Consider the following 18,477-nt stretch of genomic DNA (forward strand, 5'->3'; position numbering starts at 1 on the left):
GCAGTACGGCTTTGACAAACTGTAACAGACCAATAGTATTATCTCTTAATTTTGCAACATGAAGCATTATTTTTTTAAAAGCTATAACCGGGTCATTATCCTCATCTGGACGATCATCGTTTTCCTGGTCTGGGTACAGTTTAAGGATCATTACCCTCTTTTGCCGGCCCTTTCATTGATCGCATGTATTTTTATACCGACTATCCTGATTTCCTATTTTTTGAGCAACCGCCTGTTACCAAAGGCGATGTACCGTAAAAAAATGAATTTTTTTATCGGTTGGTTCATAGGGTTGTCCATACTTCTTTCATTTATATATGCACTGACTTACCAAGGGTTTATGCTATTGGAAGAAAAAGGTTTTTTCGCCTCTTCACGGTGGATATACAGGGATTCCCTGCTATTGGAATTTGTAAGTGAATTACCAACTCCTTTCGTGATGAATCTCGGTTTTTGCGGACTGCGGTTTTATTACGAATACACTAAGTTGCAGGAGACACATTTAAGGAGCCAGTTACAAATCCTTCAGGAACAGATCAACCCGCATTTTATGTTCAATGTATTGAACCACATTCATATCCTGATGCAAAAAGATGTGGAACTGGCCTCGGCCCTGCTTATCAAATATTCCGATATACTTCGTTACCAGCTTTATAACGGCAAAAAAGAATCGGTATCTTTAAACCAGGAAGTACAGTTTCTCCGGGATGTCATTGAAGTGGAAAAAATAAGGTGGGGAGAAGCGTTAAAAGTGCATTGTACCTGGAATATCAAAGACGGGGAAAAAGAAATACAGCCATTGTTGTTCATCACTTTTATAGAAAATGCATTTAAACACGTTTCCCGTTCCCTGTCGGAAAAAGGGTATATCAATGTGCTTGCGGAACAAAAACGGAATTCTTTTTACCTGGAAGTAGAAAATTCAAAATCGACGCAACAGCTACAAAAGAAAAATGCCTCCGCATCGGGATTGGGGTTGAAAAATATAAAAGAACGCCTGGAGATCCTCTATCCGGGAAATCACAAACTGCGTATCCAGGAAACCGACCTGGCCTATAGCATTCAGTTAAACATTACATTATAGATCATGGAAGAACAAGCTGTAAAACCCGCTGACAACACCGTTTTGAAATGCCTGGTAACGGATGATGAGCCCATAGCCCGGGAAGGGATTATTTCCTATATTGACAAACTGGATTTCCTGGAAGTTGCCGGAGTGTGCTCTTCTGCAATAGAGGCTGCCGAATACACCGAAAAAACTGCCATAGACCTTATGTTTCTCGATATTCAAATGCCCAACCTTTCCGGGCTGGAATTCCTGGAGTCCATGGAGCGCCCTCCCCTGACCATTTTAACCACGGCCCATTCGGAGTACGCCCTGGAAGGTTTCAGGCTGCAAGTGGTGGACTACCTGTTGAAACCCATTACATTCAAGCGCTTTTTCCAGGCGGCATTAAAGGCCCGGGAAACATTTAATTTGCAGAATAACGGCGAAGACCTCGGTTCCCCGATGTACGTCCGCCAGGGAGATTCTTTTATGAAGATCGCATGGATCGATATACTGTATGTGGAAAGCATGCAAAATTACCTGAAATTACACTTCAGGGACAAGGTCCTGGTCATACATCAAACCATGGCCTTCCTGGAGCGCATCCTTCCCAAAGAATCTTTTTTCAGAATACACAAATCTTATTTGGTGCACCTTTCACACATTGATCTGATAAAAGGGAATCGCGTTTATATCAACCATAAGGCACTTCCTGTTTCCAGGCAGCGAAAAGACGAGTTTTTAAATACCGTGGTGTACAAGAATCTGGTGAGTAAATAATATTTTATTATCCCTGTAAATATAGCAAAACAATCCTCATTACCTTTTTCGATCTTCATCCCTATCATATATACACCAGATCATGTAGGAGATAAAAAATATCAAATCCCTGTACGACTTTAACTTCAATGCCCGGGTCAGGTAAAAGACAAATCGCATAATAAATTTGACCTTTTCCTTCCAAGATATTTGTGTAATTATCACTATTTTGCATAAAAGCCCCGGAAAACCCTATGTAACCGGATTGCACAAAAGCAGTCTTTTATAGTACAAAAACGGTTATCTGTATGCCATATATGGGTGTTGGTACTTATTTCGTTCCAATCACGAGGCTTAATTTGTAATCTTGTATAAGCTAAACACTTATGCTTTCATTCGAAAAAGAATATAAAGGGTGGCCGCCGGAACGGATAGCCAGGCATGTATTATACTGGAGTTGCTGGGTAACTTTTTATTGTGTAATAAACGCTTCCTATCAGGGTACCGGCTATATGCAATGGTTTTTGCTGGAACTGATCTTCATGACCGTAAAATTGCCTTATGCCTATTTTGTGGCCTACTATCTGTTCCCGAAATTTCTCCCGCAAAAAAAATACGTAACGCTTTTTTCCCTGATGTTGCTGTTTGCTTTTCTGGGAGTGGGTTTCCTCGTGATCCTTTTGTCCAACTTTCCCCAGATCTCCGAGGGGCAGCCTACCGAATTCTGGTCGGTCAAAACCTTTTTCAGGGCCATAGACCTGATATACGTAGCGTCACTGGTCGTGGTTATAAAAATGATACAACGATACCTGCGGCAGGAACGCATGAATGCGCAATTAAAGGAAGATAAAGTGAATGCCGAACTCCAGATACTGAAAAACCAGCTACAGCCCCATTTTCTTTTTAATACCCTCAACAACATCTACAGCATAGTGCTTTCGGGCGATAAAAACGGGGCCGGGGCCATTTTAAAACTGTCCGATATCCTGAGTTATATGTTATACGAATGCAATGTGGACCTGGTAGGACTGGAAAAAGAAGTGGGCCTTATCGAGAACTACATCCAACTGGAAAAAATAAGGTACGGCGAACGCCTGGACCTTTCTTTCGAGGTGGACGGCGGGATCAAAGGAAAAACCATTGCCCCTTTAATACTGATCCCTTTTGTGGAAAATGCGTTTAAGCACGGTGTGTTTGAAAACGAGAAATACTCGTGGATACGCATTCATTTGCAGACGGATGAAAACGAACTGACCTTTATCGTGGAAAACAGCCTGCCGGAAAACAACAACGGGAACTCTGCCGTAAAAAGCGGTATTGGACTGAACAATGTTAAAAAACGGCTGGAATTGTTATACCCGGAAAAACATCATCTTATTATGACCAAGACCGAAACTTTTTTGATAAACTTAAAAATCAGCTTATGAAGTGTATGATCGTAGAAGATGAACAGCCTGCCGTAAAAGTACTGGAAAGCTATATCGGACATTTCAGGGACCTGGAAATATCGGGAGTCTACAACAATGCCATGGATGCGTTTACCCATCTTCAGAAAAACCCGGTTGACATTTTGTTCCTCGACATACAACTGCCGAAAATATCCGGTATCCAGTTCCTTCATTCCCTGAAAGACCACCCGGCAGTCATACTCACTACGGCACATCGCGAATTTGCCCTGGACGGTTACGAACTGGAAATTACCGACTACCTGCTGAAACCCATTTCCTTCGGCAGGTTTACCAAGGCCATTGCCAAGGTGTACAAACAACATCAAAAACCGCTGGCCATGCCGAGGGATACCCCCCAGGACGACCGTGTCCTGCTGTCCGAACCGTTTATCTACATCAAATCAGACCGGGAGTTTGTCAAGATATTTTTAAAGAACATCCTCTATATTGAAAGTATCAAAAACCACGTAAAACTGGTCACGTTCCGCGGCACCTATTTTACACTGATGAGCCTTTCCCAGGCCGAAGAAAAACTTCCGGGACAGCATTTTATGCGTATCCACCGTTCCTATATCGTTTCCCTGGAACACATTTCAAAATTTACCCCGGCAGGCATCCAGATCGACAGCAAATACATCCCTGTGGGCAGACATTACAAGAAACAATTCCTGCACTGGGTGGAAAAGAATGTCGTGTAAAATCTTTTAAGACAACATCCAAAACTTTATTACAATGTTACCATATCCCAAATTCGCCATTCTGCTTTTTTCCGGACTGACGTTTTCCGGATCACAGGCCCAAAACGGTATTGCCGAAAAACTCGGATACCCTAAAAACAGTAAGCTGCTGATCATCCACGCCGATGACCTGGGTGTCAGTCATTCGGAAAACGATGCCAGTATAAAGGCCATGGAAAGAGGTTCGGTCAATTCGGCCAGTATCATGGTGCCCTGTCCCTGGTTTCCCGAAATTGCCGCTTATGCCCGTAAATACGGAAGTAAACAGGACCTGGGGCTGCACCTTACCCTGACCAGCGAATGGACCTATTACAAATGGGGGCCGGTAAGCCCTGTTGACGCTGTGCAGAGCCTGGTCAATTCCGACGGGTATTTTTATGCCAGTGTTGACAGCCTGGTGGCCAATGCCCGGCCGGAAGAAGTTGAAACCGAATTGAGGAACCAGGTCAAAAAAGCACTGGCTGCCGGCATAGACGTTACACACCTGGATGCCCATATGTATGCTGCCAGAAGTACGGAAGACTTTTTGAAAGCCTACATCAAAACAGGCCGCGAATTTCAATTACCCGTATTGCTTTCCCGTGATGAAGAGTTCATGAATACGGTTACCCTAAAAAACAATGATGTCGTGGTAGACCACTTGTTCCAGGCCTTCCCGGAAGATTATGATACAGGAATGGATTACTATTACAAAACACTGCTACAGCACCTGGAACCCGGACTTAACTGCCTGTTGGTACATACGGCTTTCGACGATGCCGAAACCCGGGCCATGACCATAGGACACACCTATTGGGGCGCCCGGTGGAGGCAGCAGGACTACGACTTTTTTACAAGTGAAGAATGCCGGGAATTACTGAAAGAAAACAACATCCGTTTAATCACGTGGCGCGAACTTCGGGACGGTATCGTACGCCAATAAACAGCCTTTTCCGTTTTGACAATCGGCAAAACCGTAAAATACCTGAAACCAGGGATTGCAGGAAAGTATTGTTCACCCTACTTTTGTATATATTCAACACCAGCCTTACTTAGCCGTAATTTTTATCTTTTACCTTAAAAAACTACAGCATTGATACAAGTTTTTATTACAGACGACCATCCTATTGTGCTGGAAGGGATCAAAAACCTGCTTTCCACAAGAGATGAAATTGTCCTGGCCGGAATATTCCAAAACAGCAAAGATACCCTGGAAGCCCTTGCCAATGACTTACCCGACCTGTTGCTGCTGGATATTAACCTTCCGGACATCAGCGGTATTGAATTGACCAAACAGATACGGGATACCTATCCCGAACTGAAGATCATCGTGCTGAGTGTCCACAACGAGAAAGCGGTTATAGGTAGTGTGTTGCAAAACGGCGCCAACGGTTATGTACTCAAAAACTCTATCGGGGATGAGATTATCCAGGCCATCCACCAGGTTCTGGACGGCATAACGTATATGTGCAGACAAACCCGGGAAATATATCACAACCAGGATAGCAACGGCCTGGATACCATCCCTAAAATCACCCGCAGGGAAAAGGAGATCCTCCAGCTGGTTACGGAAGGTTACACTTCATCACAAATCGCCGAAAAGCTTTTTATCAGTCCACATACCGTGGAAACCCATCGCAAAAACCTCATGGAAAAGTTTGATGTGAATAATATGACGGCCATTATAAAATATGCCACGGAATTCAAATTGCTTTAAAAACGACAGTAATTTGAAAAACCCTACGCCGGATGTGTTGAACAGGCAACTGTTACTGTTGTTCCCGAACCTTTTTCCGAAAGGACATCTAGGTCGCCCTCCAGGAATTCCACCCTCGCCCTGATATTCGTCCATCCGGCACTTTGTTTTGCCCTGATCTCATCTTTATCAAAACCGACACCGTCATCCTCCACGGTAAGGAATATCTGATCTTCCACCTGTTGCAGCTGCACATAAATAAGGGATGCACCGGCATGTTTTATGGCGTTATTTACCAGTTCCTGCATAATGCGGTAGAGTACCATTTGCCGCGAATGGTCCATATCGTTGGTATAGTGAAATACCTGACACTCTATATTGGCCCCGGAAGTCCTGAGCCGCTTACAATATTCCCTGATAGCTTCCCCCAGGCCATACCGTATGAGCAGTTCCGGCATCATACTGTGCGCGATGCGGCGCAACTCGTTTACGGCATCGTCCAGGTGTTCCATCGTCTTGTCCATGAGTCCGCGACTCTCCGCATTGTGCTGCACCGACTTTACAGCCGACATTTCGATCTTTATGCCGGACAGGAGGCCTCCGAGGCCGTCGTGCAGGTCGCGGGCCAGGCGGCTCCGTTCCTGTTCCTGTCCCTCAAGCATGGCCGACAACAGGGAAATACGGTTCTTCTGTTCCATTTTACCCACCTCCATTTCGTGTAACTGCTTCTGCTGTTTCATGGCCCTGGTGCGTTGCTTGTTGGCATATACCAGGATACCTACTGCTATAAAGCCCACAAGTGCAAGGCCTATATATAACCGGTTCAGTTTTTTGCCATAACTGATCTTTTCCTGCAGCACTGCCAGTTCCCTTTCTTTTCTGTTTGCTTCGTACTGTGCTTCCAGCTTTTGGGCCAGGGTCATTTTTTCCAGATCGAAAAGACTGGTATATTCCGAAACATACCGTTTGTAATGGCCCAGTGCCTCCGTTACATTTCCCTGTTTTTCACGGATAATCGACAAACACCAGTATATCAGGACATTTATTCGATGATCGGTAACGGGTTCTTCGTGCACTGCTATCATCGCATTTCCTATCAAAAGGTCGGCCCTGGTATAATCTTCTTCCGCAATGGCATATTTTGCAAGCATCAGGTAACTCCTGGCCAACACTTTATTTTCTCCTGTTTTACGGGCTTCGGTTATGGCGGTATCGAGATAATCAAAAACCGTATCCTTATAGGAAACGGGCATGTATTCCGAATAGATCCGCGCCATGTTATAAGCGGCTACGGGCAAACGGTCAAGATGCACTACCCGGTCCCGATTTTTCTTTAAAACAGCCATGGAATGCTTATAATAATACAGGGCGGAATCCAGCAAGGCCTGCCGGGCAGAATCTTTCTCATATTCGTGTACAAAGCGCTTTGCCCTGACATGGGCCGCAGCAGTCAGCACATCAGGGTCCTTGCTTTTTATGGCTTCAGACCAGCACAACCCGGCGTACTTCCTTTCATTGCGCATGTCTGTCCACTGACCGTATATATCCGACATTTCCCTGTATATGGCACTTTTACAGGCATGGGCCTTTTCCCCTTCCATAAGCTGTAACCCTTCCAGGAAGCCTGCTATTGCCTCACGGGGTTTATCATTCCTGATGTTGATCCAGCCCCTGGTATACTGCACATATGCCCTGATCGTATTGTTTTGGGTTTGATTGCCGTAATAAAGTGCACTGTCCAGGCTTTTCCTTGCCCATACCGGTTGGTGATCGTCACTGTATTGCCGGGCAAGGAGAGCATACAAATAGGCACTGTATTGTCCGTCACTCAATGTCCCCGACAGTTGTATGGCCTTGTTGAGAACCGTAAAGGCCTCTTTACGGCTCTTCCTGTGATATACAATACGGGCAAGCCTGCCCATGGTCATTACGCGTTCCCCGACCGGCAAATCCTTTCGGACCAGGACCAATCGCAATGAATCTTCTACAATATGCCCTCTTACGGGGGAAAGTCCCGCAAACAACCAGAATCCCGCGATAAAAACACACAGGATCATATTTTTTTTACGGGACGAAAAATAAGAGCGATTACCAATCATTATGATATATTAGAAATGCCGTCGTTGTTATTAGCGCGGGTAGAAATACAAATGTAGTACCATACTTTATAAACTGCAATCCCGGAAATTTGGGATATTACAAAAGCGGATAATACGGCATCAGGGGTGAATATCCGGGCGATGCGGAATAGAAAAAGGGACTTGGTCTACAGGTTCTCCGACAGTAAAACGATGTGTTTTCACCCGAATGGTAAAGTGATCCTTCTTTTGTACTTTTTCCAGCACCATACTACCCGGAACAGCGAACGTACTGTCAGACGGAAATTCACTGAACCCCCATTGCCTGCCCCCAGACCAGAGTACTTCGGTATTTCCGGCCGGCCGGGTCCACGTTACTGTAGGTTGCCCGTACATTTCCCCTTCAGATCTTTTCATTCCGGATATGCCCTGTTGTTCTTCTTGCCCGGCACCGGGAGTCTCTGACAACGGACGAAACGGCAACATGAATGCTTCGGGGATTCCCTGTTCCTCTTTCGTGACTTTTTTTTCATCCAGGTCGTATACCACTGTCTTACCCGGCACTTTAACCGTAAGGTCTCCGGAATATACCAGGGCGAATCTGCATTCCCCTGGATGGTGATAATGCCCGGTCATCCTGAACCCCCAGGATTCTTTCCGCGTAGCTACTTTATTTCCCGTAATAGCAAGCTGATAACGACTTACCCCAAGTTTTTTCACCTCATCTTCCGGAAGTCCGCTAATCTTTTTCCCCATTGACCTGCATATCTCCACGGCATCCAGGTATTGCTTCCTGATTACGTTTTCTCCGTTCATCAGGGTTTCCGATCTCTGATCTATATACATATCCGGGATATCGTTTTCAGACCGGCATCCGTACACCATTACAAAGACAAACAGTACAAGAGCCAGCCCACCGGACATAACCGTTTTCTTCAGGATATCATACAGGTTGTTTCCTTTATGGGTACGAATATTCACGGGTTAAAATTATCCCTTTTTCGGATAATATACAACCACAATACGGCTTTTCAAAAACTTCGGGAATTATTGATTATCCCTGATAATCGTTCCTATATCAACAGTCTGGAATGTCATATCGGCCTGGCTGCCCTCATACAGAATACCGATGGTATTTTTATTTATCGAAGTAAGGCAGGAATAGCCTCTTCCAGAACCTTCGTCCAGTAATATCCGGTATTTTTCCGGCCAGGTATTGCCGTTATCCAGACTTACCTTGATCGTCATGTTGTTCCGCCGTTCTTTTGAATCGGGATTGGAAAAGAATAGAATCGATTTTTTCTTTCCGTTTTCCATGTATTCGTGTTTGTACAATGAGGCCATGCATACGGGCTCGATCAGGGCGCCGTGTGAAGTGGGGTGTTCGGTCCAGGTATTTCCCATATCACCGGTTACGGCTACGGCCCTTCCATTGGCCTTTCCCTTCTCCTTCCGGTTTCTGTTGTCCCTCATGTTGAGCATCAGGGAACCGTCAGTTAATTGGACTACGGCACATTCGGTGGTGTTGTGAGCTGCCGGGGTACTGGTTTGCCAGTGTTCCCCGCCATCGGTACTGAAAGTGATATTCGAAAAAGGTTGTCCGTTGGCATCCCGCCCCTGGGTAGGAAATACGAGTGTCCCTTCACGGGTGGTTATACCGTTTCCCGGGGCGGGCGCCCATAACCACCAATCCTCTTTTTTGCACATTTCAGTGATATTTACGGGATCATCCCAGTTCAGGCCGTCATCCGTACTGGCGGAAAGCAGAAATTGAGAAGTTTCCTTTACTCCGAATCCCGGTTGCGACCCCTTGTTCTTCCATTGGTGGTTCCAGGCCTCACTGTTTTCCGTAAGCCCGGTCATCCAGTTCCCGTTCTTGTCAATTACGCCGTGCATCCACAATCCGGCAACAAAGATCCGCCCGGTAGTTTTATCTACAAGCAGGGCGGCATCACTTACACCGTTGAATTTCTCCGGAAGGCCTCCCCATGTCCCCCGGTCAAGAACTACCCTGTGATCTCCCCAGGTATTCCCGCCGTCTGTGCTCCGGCTGATACCGATATCGATATTTCCCTGGAGGTCCCTGGAGCTGTCATATCTCATATCATAACCTGCAATGAGCGTTCCCTTGCCGGTCTTTACCAATGAGGGGATACGATAGGTATGCACCCCGTCATCGCCGTGTTTTCTTACCGCAACTCCCGTATTCAGCACTTTCATTTTTCCCGGAGGTATCGGTTCGGGGTTTATATTTGTGTTCCCAAATTTCATCCCGTGACACGAAATGGTGATCTTATGGGAAATATCGGCTTCATCTTCCAGTTTCAGGGATACCCAGAAAAAATTCCGTGTACCTTCCAGCAGCATATCCCCTTTTAAGTGAACTGTCCCGGTAATTTCACCGGAAGCAGCAAATACAGGGCTGCTTTCAGTAATGAACCGTTTTTCCTTTCCAACAGCATACAGCGCTATACGCTCAATGTCACTAAGCGTTGTTTTTCCGGAAAGTTCAATACTCACTTCCGACAACCGTACGGGAGTTAGGGAATCGGGGTTTTGAATTTCAAGCAGCAAGGTATGGTTATAAGGCCTGGATTTTAAAACAGGGTATATAAACTGATGCTGCAAAACGGTCAGGTCGTTCTCGGCCGTTTTACAGGACGGAAGCAATATATATAAAAAGAGAAGGATTAAAATTCTGTATTTCATGGTGCTTAGTTTTATTTAAAAGCCCGGGATTATTCCGTACGTTGTTCACTGGGAACGACAATATCGGGTATGGGTAATTTATCTGAAGCCGGCAGATAACGCTTCAGGCTGTCCTTTATCCTGTCGTATTCAGGATGGCCGGCAAGGTTTTCCCATTCGGCAGGGTCTTTCTTAATGTTGTACAACTCTTCCGTTCCGTCCCGGTACTTTATGTATTTCCATTGACGGTCCCTTACAGCATGGTTTTTATAACCATAGGTCATACGGACAGGAAGATAACGGCCTGCTTTGCCATTCATAAGTTTTACAAGGCTGTTTCCTTCCAGCGCCTCCTTTTGCGGCAGGTCCGAGAGTTCATTGAGTGTGGGGTAAATATCGATCAGGCTTACCGGGGTATCTACCTTCCTCCCCTTTTGCACGCCCGGCCCGGCTATGATCATCGGGATATGGGTGGCTTTTTCCCACAATACGAATTTTTCCCAATGTTCTTTTTCCCCGAGGTGATACCCGTGGTCTGACCAGATCACAATAATGGTGTTTTCCGCATGTTTGCTTTTTTGCAGGGCATTGAGCAGCCTGCCTATCTGGGCATCGGCAAAAGTACAGGAGGCGTAGTAGGCCTGTACTGCCTCCCTGTATTTGTCTGTGCCATCAGGACTTCCCTTTCTGATAGTATTGTAAATAAAGGGTTTGCCTTCCTCAAGAATGGTAAGGCCGCCTTGCGGGAGGTCGTCCAGGTCGTCTTCGCGAAGACCGGGCATGACCAGGCTGTCCATGGGATACATATCAAAATATTCCTGCGGCACATAATTGGGCATATGCGGCCTGAAAATACCGGCTCCCATAAAAAAGGGGGTGTCTACGGAATCCAGTTTTCCGACCAGCCAGTCCACGGTTCGTATATCCGGATGCTCATCGTTTTCATCATAGGGCCTGGGGCCCCAATCAAAAGGGATACTGGTGGGGGCCCCGTCCCTTTCCCCTCCTATCCAAACCGGCAGTCCGTTCAGCTTTTCGGATGGCGGTTCATCGGGATACGGGGGAAGTTTTAAAAACTCGTCAAAAGCCCCGTCGTCGTGAAAAGCGTGGTTCATCTGGTGATGATAGATCTTTCCCGCCCCGATGGTCAGGTAACCGTTTTCGCCGAAGTACTCGGGAATGGTAACTGCGTCGGGAATGGCTGCCCTCCAGTCGGTCTGGTTTCCGTATATCCCGGTGGTCGAAGGGTACAATCCGCTCAATATGGATGCCCTTGAAGGATTACAAGCCGGAGAATTACAGAAGGCATTTGTAAAAAGCACACCCTGATCTGCAATTTTTTGCAGGTTGGGGGTCTTAATATGATATGTAGTGTCCAGAAGATCAACGGCATCGTTCATATCGTCTATGGCAATGAACAATACATTCGGTTTTTCAATAGATTCCGTCTTTTCCTTGTTCTTGCAAGCGGTTAAACACAGGCTTGCAAGCATTACAATAAGATATGTTTTACGTTTCATGTCTTAAAATTTAAAATCCCTGTTTCGTTCCCGCAGACCTTCCGAAAACCAGGCTTAACAAATAGCCCGATATATAACAGGTGACCACTCCGACAAAGGAGAACATCAGGAAATGGATATCAGTATACAGACTTATGTACCAGGTCACAAGAACACTCAGTGCAACCCCGGTCAATGTTCCGGGCGCATTGGCCTTTTTTGTCAATATTCCCAGCAGGAACATGCCACCCAGTCCTCCGGTGAGGAAGCCTATGAACTTGAAAAACTGGTCCCAGAGCGATTTTATACTGGCATTGGCCATCCAGAGGGCCAGCAGCAGCCCCAGCACGCCCATGATGACCGTACCGGCCCTGGCAATTTTTAAAAGTTTCAGATCTGCTGTATCGGGCACAAACCGCTTATAAAAATCGTTACAAAACACTGTTGCGGTAGAATTTAAACTGCTGCTGATGCTTGACATGGCTGCCGAAAAGATGGCAGCGATCAACACACCGGAAATTCCCACTGGAAGTTCGTGAACAATGTACCACGGGAAAATGGAATCGCCATTAGACAGATCCAGCGGCAACCTTTCCGGCTTTTCGGAATAAAAAATATAGAGCAGGGTACCGATGGCGAAAAATATAATGGTTGCGGGGAAGGTCATAACCGCATTTGTATACAAAGTGCGTTTGGCGTCTTTCACCGTAGTACTGGTGAGATATCGCTGTACTACAGTCTGGTCAGTCCCCTGTGTGACCAGTGCCGATGCCAGCCCTCCGAGAACAACGACCCAGAAGGTGGGCGTACTGAAACTGAAATCCGGGTATGTCAGCCTGAGTTTTCCCCTGCTTTCTGCGAAGGTAAACATCTCCTGTGGTCCAAGATCGGTATGCGTAAATATCCAGACAATGGACAACACAGCACCTCCGAGTAAAATAATGACCTGTAACACATCGGTCCAGATCACGGCTTCAATCCCGCCGTATGCCGTGTAAAAAATGCATATCACTCCCATAATGATCACGCTTGTTTCCACCGGAATCCCGGTAACAATGGAGATGGCAAGTGACGGTAACAACAAAATGATCCCGATACGCCCCAGTTGAAACAACAGGAAAGACAAACTGCCTATGGCCCTGGCGGTGTAATTGAAGCGGTTTTCCAGGAATTCATAGGCCGTAGTGATATTCAGCCTGTTGAAATAGGGAATAAACCGGCGGGCAATGAATGGCGCCATACAAATTATCATCATATTGATAAGGAAGTACGACCAGTCTGTCAGAAAGGTCTTGGCCGGGATGGCCATAAAGGTGAGGGCGCTAAGGAGCGTTCCGAAAACACTGATCCCCGCCGCCCACCAGGGGATACGGCCACCTCCTTTAAAATAATCTGCCGTAGAATGCTGTTTCCGGGAAAAATAAAGGCCTATACCGGCCATAAGCAGCAGGTAAAGCACAAGGATAACATAATTTACGGTCCCGAATGATGCCGGTCTCTCCGATAAACGCAACTGCAACACTTCGGGAGTACGGATGCCCGGGGAAGCTTCTCCGGAAATAATAAAAAAACTGTTCCCTTCGGAAAATCCCAGTGTGGTTACGGGCAATGGCCGGGGAAGTGTATCCCGGATGGTCCATTTTCCGGTAACCGTGTTCAGTGCCACTATCTGGTCCCCGAAACCCGGATGGTTTTCCAGGATGCTGTCCCGATAATGTATCGTCCGGTTTCTTTCAGGAGCAGAAGCCGGGAGCTCCCGGATGCGGTGGTCCAGCTTTTCCAGCAAAGAAAAAAGCTTTCCGTCAGATCCTCCGAGCATCAGGACATGCATGCTTCCGGCTGCCATAGCGGTCCCGCTCATCACAACTCTCGGTTTTCCGTTGATCGCTATGGGCTTTTCCCCGCTCCATTCACCGGTATTCAGATCGTAGCTCAAATAGGTTTGCAGCAGTTGTGTAGGTTCTCCCTTCACAAAATTTTGTCCTCCTATAACGAATATCTTCCGGCTTTCCCCTGTTTCCTGTATCACACTGCAATGCAGGCTTCTCGGGGTACCGGGAAAATCGGGCATCTTTTCCCAGGGTTCATCGGTTCCGTATTTCCACCGGTAGACCGTAGCATAGGTCTGATGACTGTCCTTACCTCCAATAGCATAAACATAATCTCCCTCCAATACGGCAGACAGATAGGACAGCGGCAGGGGAAGTGAAGGGCAGGGTTTGATCCTGATACCGTTATCGTACTGCAGCAGGAAAACCCTGTCACTGACCTCACTTTCATTATTGCCGCCCATGCACAAAACGCCTTCCGGGGTCTTTACAGAAGCCCCGTAGGCCAGGGCCACAGGAAGTCGTACCGCCGACAGTTCCCATTTCCCGTCCCTGAAAGTATAAATATCCCTGCTCCAGACCTTTTCCCCGCCTTTCCACGGTGGTGTGCCGGGGAAATTCGCTCCTCCGGCGGCCATGATAACGCCATTGTGCATTCCGCCCATCATCCCGGCATACCCCAATTGGGGATTTTCACCGCTCAGCTCCGGAAGTTCCAGGAGTTGATCCAGTTGAACGGCCGGAGCATTATTGCTTTCCTGCGCAAACAGCGGGAGAGAAAAAAGACAGGTAACTAAAAAGCCGTAAAAAAATGATCGCTTAACAAAAAACATATGTCATTATCTGTTTCGGGTTGCTTTCAGACCGGTGAAAAAACCCAGTTGTTCCAATTCGGAATGTAACTTCTTATAATTTCCGGAAGACAGGGGCAGGACAGGCGATTTTGTTTCTCCGAGATCATACCCGATCATTTTCATTATGGCTTTTTGAGCCGCCAGGCCGTCATATTGCAGAAAGGTATCTATTATTTGTGTAATGGTAAAATAGTGTTCTGTCGCTCCCTGTGTATTTCCGGCAGTGTAATCCGCTATAATTTTCTGATATGTTCCGGGCATGAAGTTATAGGTGCTGCCAACAAAGGTATCGGCTCCCATGGCGAGTGCAGGTAAAAACAACTCGTCAACACCGAAAAGCATCTGGTAACGATCGCCATATAGCTGGCTGCACAACATAAAGTCATTAAGCGCGGGTGAAGTGAATTTTATCCCTCCCAACTGGGGTAAACGGCTGCCCAGTTCATCAAGCAGAAGATGCATTTTAAAATTAAGTCCGGTTTTTCCTGGAATATGGTAATAGATGAACGGAATGCTATCCTGGCAATCGGCTATTTTTTCGATACCGTAGGTCAACTGCTCCAGGCTGGTAATGGGATAATAGGACTGCAAGGTGGCCGATACGCCGTCAGCCCCGGCAGCTACGGCATGTTTTGTGAGATCATTACTGATGGCATAACTGCTATGGCTTACGTTTACAATGACCGGAACCCTGCCGTCTATGGCTTCCATATACGCCTCGGTGATCTTTATGCGATCGGATATTTTCAGTAAAAGGCCTTCCCCGGTGCTTCCCATCAGGTAAAAACCCTCAATCCCGTTTTCAATTAAATTGTCCACCAATGCCGGAATAATACTGACATTTACGGAGCCATCCCTGTGAAACGGGCTGAAACCGGCAGCTATCAGCCCGTTGAAATTTGTCTTTTTATATTTCATGAATTTGTATTGACTTGTCTGTTTTCACGGTTCTCCCCGTATTAAGGATATCGGAACAGGGAGAAGAGTATCCCTGTTCCGAAACCTGTTAACTAAACTAAAGAACACATTGAAAACAACTGTTTTTTTGTTATATCCGCGGGCCGTGTATTATTCGGTCCCGCGGATTTTAGTCAGGATCGTGTTTATTCCATTATAATGTCAGATCATTTTTTCAGGTTTTACAGTTCAAACAATAATGCCACCTCTTCATCGGTAAGCGCCTTGTTATATATAATCAGTTCGTCGAGCATACCGCTATAGAAGGTCTTGTATTCACCGGGCGGCCCTTCCTGTGCCCCGATCTTGAAATCCTGCTCGTTCGATACTTCCTTGGTCGCAGAGGCATCTCCCTGTTTGACCAGTACGCCATCGACATAAAGGCTCGAGGTCTGTCCCCGGCGAACGCAAACAATATGATGCCACTGACCGTCAAAAATATCTCCTGTCAGATCGGCGGCCTGTGCGTTCTGAAAAGCGCCGCCACCGGAGTCTTCCACAGCGAACTGGACAATATTATTGTTATTCCCCACTCTCATCCAGGCCTGGTTATCACGGGAGCCGTTCGCCCCGCTTTCCTGCCAGACCATCATCTTGGTATTGTTTCCCGTTTTTATCCATACCGCCACGGAAAAATCGGATGTTCCGAAATTCAATGCCGGATGATCCGGAATAACCAGTGCGCCCGAACCACCAAACACCGCCGCGTTTCCTGATCTCCTGTCCGTCCCGTCAAAGGTCACGCCTCCGACATTGTTCGCAACAAGATTATTGGGACCTATATCTGTAGTATTTCCGTCATAGGGATAAAAAGCGGCAAGGTGCTCTCCGGGAACAACCACCACGTATTCTTCTTTTTCAAGGGTGGCATTGTTTTTATCGTTCGAAACGGTCAGTGTTACCTTGTATTTACCCGGAGCGGCATAGGTTACCGTGGGATTTTGCTCTGTGGATACCGACGGGTTTCCTCCTTCAAAAGTCCAGGACCAGGATGTGGCCAGGCCGACGGAAAGGTCCTGAAAAGCAACCTGCCCCCCGGCATACGTACTGTTGTTCTCTGCCGTAAAATCCGCTTCGATGGTGGCGGGGTCCAGAACGGTAATGTAATTTTCCTTTTTGAGCGTTTCGGTAGCTTCGGGGTTGGAAACGGAAAGTGTTGCATCGTATGTTCCGATCTCATCAAAGGTGACCTCCGGATTTTGCCCGGTGGCCGTAACTACCGTACCGTTCTCATTTTTGAATTCCCATTCCCAGGATTCCGCAATCCCCGTAGATTTATCGGTAAATTGCACCGGGTCCGAGGCCAGCACCGTGGTCTTGTCTGCATTGAAATCCGGGATGAGCCCGCCGTAGTTTACGGTAATGAAATCTTCTTCCGTAATTTCGTCACTACTGCTGCTGCTTGAAAGTTTCAGGGTCACGGCGTAGGTGCCGGGTGTATTGTAGACCACCGAAGGGCCTGATAAAACGGATGTAGCAGGTTCCCCTCCTTCAAAAGTCCAGTCCCAGGATGCTGCACTTCCGGAAGATTTATCGCTGAACACTACGGTATCTCCGGCAGCCACCGTCACTTTATCTGCTTCAAAAGCAGCCTGCAGGGGCAATTGGTCGTCTTCATCACAGGCCAAAAGTACAAGGAGGCCTGTCAGTATTATTATCAGTAGGGTTGGTCTTGTTTTCATAATTCCTGTTTTTTCATGTCTTTATTTAAGATCGGCTACGGGCACCACTTCATAAACAATACTTTCATAGGGCCTGCCTTCTCCCCCCTCATACAGGATACCGACTTCCGAATCCGACAGCATCACAAGGTCGGAATAGGCGGAAGGTCCTGTATGGATGATCTTTCGTTTTTCCCATGATTCACCGTTATTTTCGCTCATTTTCAATGTCATGTTCACCCGTTCCGTACTTGAGACATTGGCGAAGAACACTCTGTAGGGACTGGTATCTGAGGTTACCATACTTGCCTGGCAATGCGGATCGGTCAGGGCATATACGGTCTCCAGGTCTGACCAGGTGGCGCCGCCGTCACTGCTCTTCCCGATCTTTCTCGCGTTTGCTGCGCCTGTTCTTATATTCAGCATAAGGGTCCCGTCTTCCAGTTCGGCCACGGTACATTCACCCGAATATGCCTGCGGCGTAGGGCTTCCCGATTTCCAGGTCGCTCCATGGTCATCGGAATAGATGACATGCGAATAGCTTTCCGTTTTTCCGTTCCCCCGTACGGTAAAATAATTGGGCGAGACCAGTCTTCCCTCGTATTCCCCTTTTTGAAGCTGTATGCCGTGAACCGGGCCTGTTCCGTACCAGTCCCAGTTTTCATCTTTAACCGATGAAGTGATCTCTGTGGGAGCGGTCCAGCTTTTACCATCGTCATCAGACCAGGTGTAAAATACTCTTCTGGTATCTTCCCCGGTGCCGGAAGTGAGGTCTCCCCAATCATCTTCACCGTGGTTCCACGTCATTAACAGGTGTATCCTTCCTGTTTCCTTGTCAACTATGGGTACGGGATTACCGCAGGTATTGCCTCCGTCGTCCCAGACCATCTGCATATCGCTCCAGGTCTCCCCGTCGTCTGACGAGGTTTTTACCACGAGGTCGATATCCCCGGAATCACCATTACTTTTTAACTTCCTCGCTTCGGCAAAGGCCAGCAGGGTACCTTCTGTGGTTTTAACTATGGCCGGGATACGGAATACCTGGTAACCATCGGTCCCTTCTTCATAGACCGCCGTTTTTCCGTCATTATCTTCCGGGGGAACTACGGGATCGTCATCGGTCTGGTCTATGGGGTCACCGTTATCCGGACCGGAGCTGTCCTGTCCGCATGCGGTAAGCGAGCACAGTATGGCCAGATAGCTGTATAGCACACATATAAATTGTCTTGTTTTCATTGTGTTCG

General features: G+C 47.0%; 14 protein-coding genes. 6 read left to right on the forward strand and 8 right to left on the reverse strand.

All coding sequences use genetic code 11. The features are described from left to right. Window positions 1-58: 58 nt before the first annotated feature. From LS482_RS05900 to LS482_RS05925, 6 genes are all read left to right on the forward strand, one after another. Window positions 59-1,084 carry a sensor histidine kinase gene (locus tag LS482_RS05900; RefSeq protein ID WP_233030826.1) on the forward strand — a complete coding sequence of 342 codons (1,026 nt, stop codon included), beginning with the start codon at window positions 59-61 and terminating at the stop codon, window positions 1,082-1,084. Between the two features lie 3 nt (window positions 1,085-1,087). Further along, a complete protein-coding gene (locus LS482_RS05905; protein WP_233030827.1) occupies window positions 1,088-1,828 on the forward strand; it encodes a LytR/AlgR family response regulator transcription factor in 741 nt (246 codons plus the stop codon). 365 nt (window positions 1,829-2,193) lie between these two features. Continuing rightward, complete coding sequence (locus tag LS482_RS05910) at window positions 2,194-3,234, forward strand: sensor histidine kinase (RefSeq protein ID WP_233030828.1); 1,041 nt, start codon at window positions 2,194-2,196, stop codon at window positions 3,232-3,234. Next, window positions 3,231-3,953: a LytR/AlgR family response regulator transcription factor gene (locus tag LS482_RS05915; RefSeq protein WP_233030829.1), complete on the forward strand. Its 723-nt coding sequence runs from the start codon at window positions 3,231-3,233 to the stop codon at window positions 3,951-3,953. Before LS482_RS05910 ends, LS482_RS05915 begins: the two co-directional genes overlap by 4 nt. 34 nt (window positions 3,954-3,987) lie before the next feature. Then, window positions 3,988-4,914: a polysaccharide deacetylase family protein gene (locus tag LS482_RS05920; protein WP_233030830.1), complete on the forward strand. Its 927-nt coding sequence runs from the start codon at window positions 3,988-3,990 to the stop codon at window positions 4,912-4,914. A 150-nt stretch (window positions 4,915-5,064) separates the two neighbouring features. Then, on the forward strand, window positions 5,065-5,688 hold the full coding sequence (locus LS482_RS05925; protein ID WP_233030831.1) for a response regulator: 624 nt from the start codon (window positions 5,065-5,067) through the stop codon (window positions 5,686-5,688). A gap of 23 nt (window positions 5,689-5,711) precedes the next feature. Here the strand turns inward: LS482_RS05925 and LS482_RS05930 are convergent, their stop codons facing one another. The 8 genes from LS482_RS05930 to LS482_RS05965 all read right to left on the reverse strand — a co-directional run bounded on the left by LS482_RS05930 (window position 5,712) and on the right by LS482_RS05965 (window position 18,469). Next, window positions 5,712-7,724, reverse strand: a complete 2,013-nt coding sequence (locus LS482_RS05930; RefSeq protein WP_233030832.1) for a sensor histidine kinase — start codon at window positions 7,722-7,724, stop codon at window positions 5,712-5,714. Window positions 7,725-7,886: 162 nt separating this feature from the next. Then, window positions 7,887-8,726 (reverse strand): hypothetical protein, encoded by an 840-nt coding sequence (locus LS482_RS05935; RefSeq protein ID WP_233030833.1) that lies wholly within the window; start codon window positions 8,724-8,726, stop codon window positions 7,887-7,889. Between the two features lie 66 nt (window positions 8,727-8,792). Continuing rightward, complete coding sequence (locus tag LS482_RS05940; RefSeq protein WP_233030834.1) at window positions 8,793-10,454, reverse strand: sialidase family protein; 1,662 nt, start codon at window positions 10,452-10,454, stop codon at window positions 8,793-8,795. Window positions 10,455-10,483: 29 nt separating this feature from the next. After that, window positions 10,484-11,953 (reverse strand): sulfatase, encoded by a 1,470-nt coding sequence (locus LS482_RS05945; protein ID WP_233030835.1) that lies wholly within the window; start codon window positions 11,951-11,953, stop codon window positions 10,484-10,486. Between the two features lie 10 nt (window positions 11,954-11,963). Continuing rightward, a complete protein-coding gene (locus tag LS482_RS05950) occupies window positions 11,964-14,594 on the reverse strand; it encodes a sodium:solute symporter family protein (protein WP_233030836.1) in 2,631 nt (876 codons plus the stop codon). Window positions 14,595-14,600: 6 nt separating this feature from the next. After that, window positions 14,601-15,533, reverse strand: coding sequence for a dihydrodipicolinate synthase family protein (locus tag LS482_RS05955; protein WP_233030837.1), 933 nt, complete (start codon window positions 15,531-15,533; stop codon window positions 14,601-14,603). A gap of 221 nt (window positions 15,534-15,754) precedes the next feature. Continuing rightward, on the reverse strand, window positions 15,755-17,254 hold the full coding sequence (locus LS482_RS05960) for a PKD domain-containing protein (RefSeq protein ID WP_233030838.1): 1,500 nt from the start codon (window positions 17,252-17,254) through the stop codon (window positions 15,755-15,757). Window positions 17,255-17,275: 21 nt separating this feature from the next. Further along, window positions 17,276-18,469 (reverse strand): sialidase family protein, encoded by a 1,194-nt coding sequence (locus LS482_RS05965; protein WP_233030839.1) that lies wholly within the window; start codon window positions 18,467-18,469, stop codon window positions 17,276-17,278. Window positions 18,470-18,477 lie beyond the last annotated feature (8 nt).

This window comes from Sinomicrobium kalidii (assembly GCF_021183825.1).
Taxonomy (GTDB): Bacteria; Bacteroidota; Bacteroidia; order Flavobacteriales; family Flavobacteriaceae; genus Sinomicrobium; species Sinomicrobium kalidii.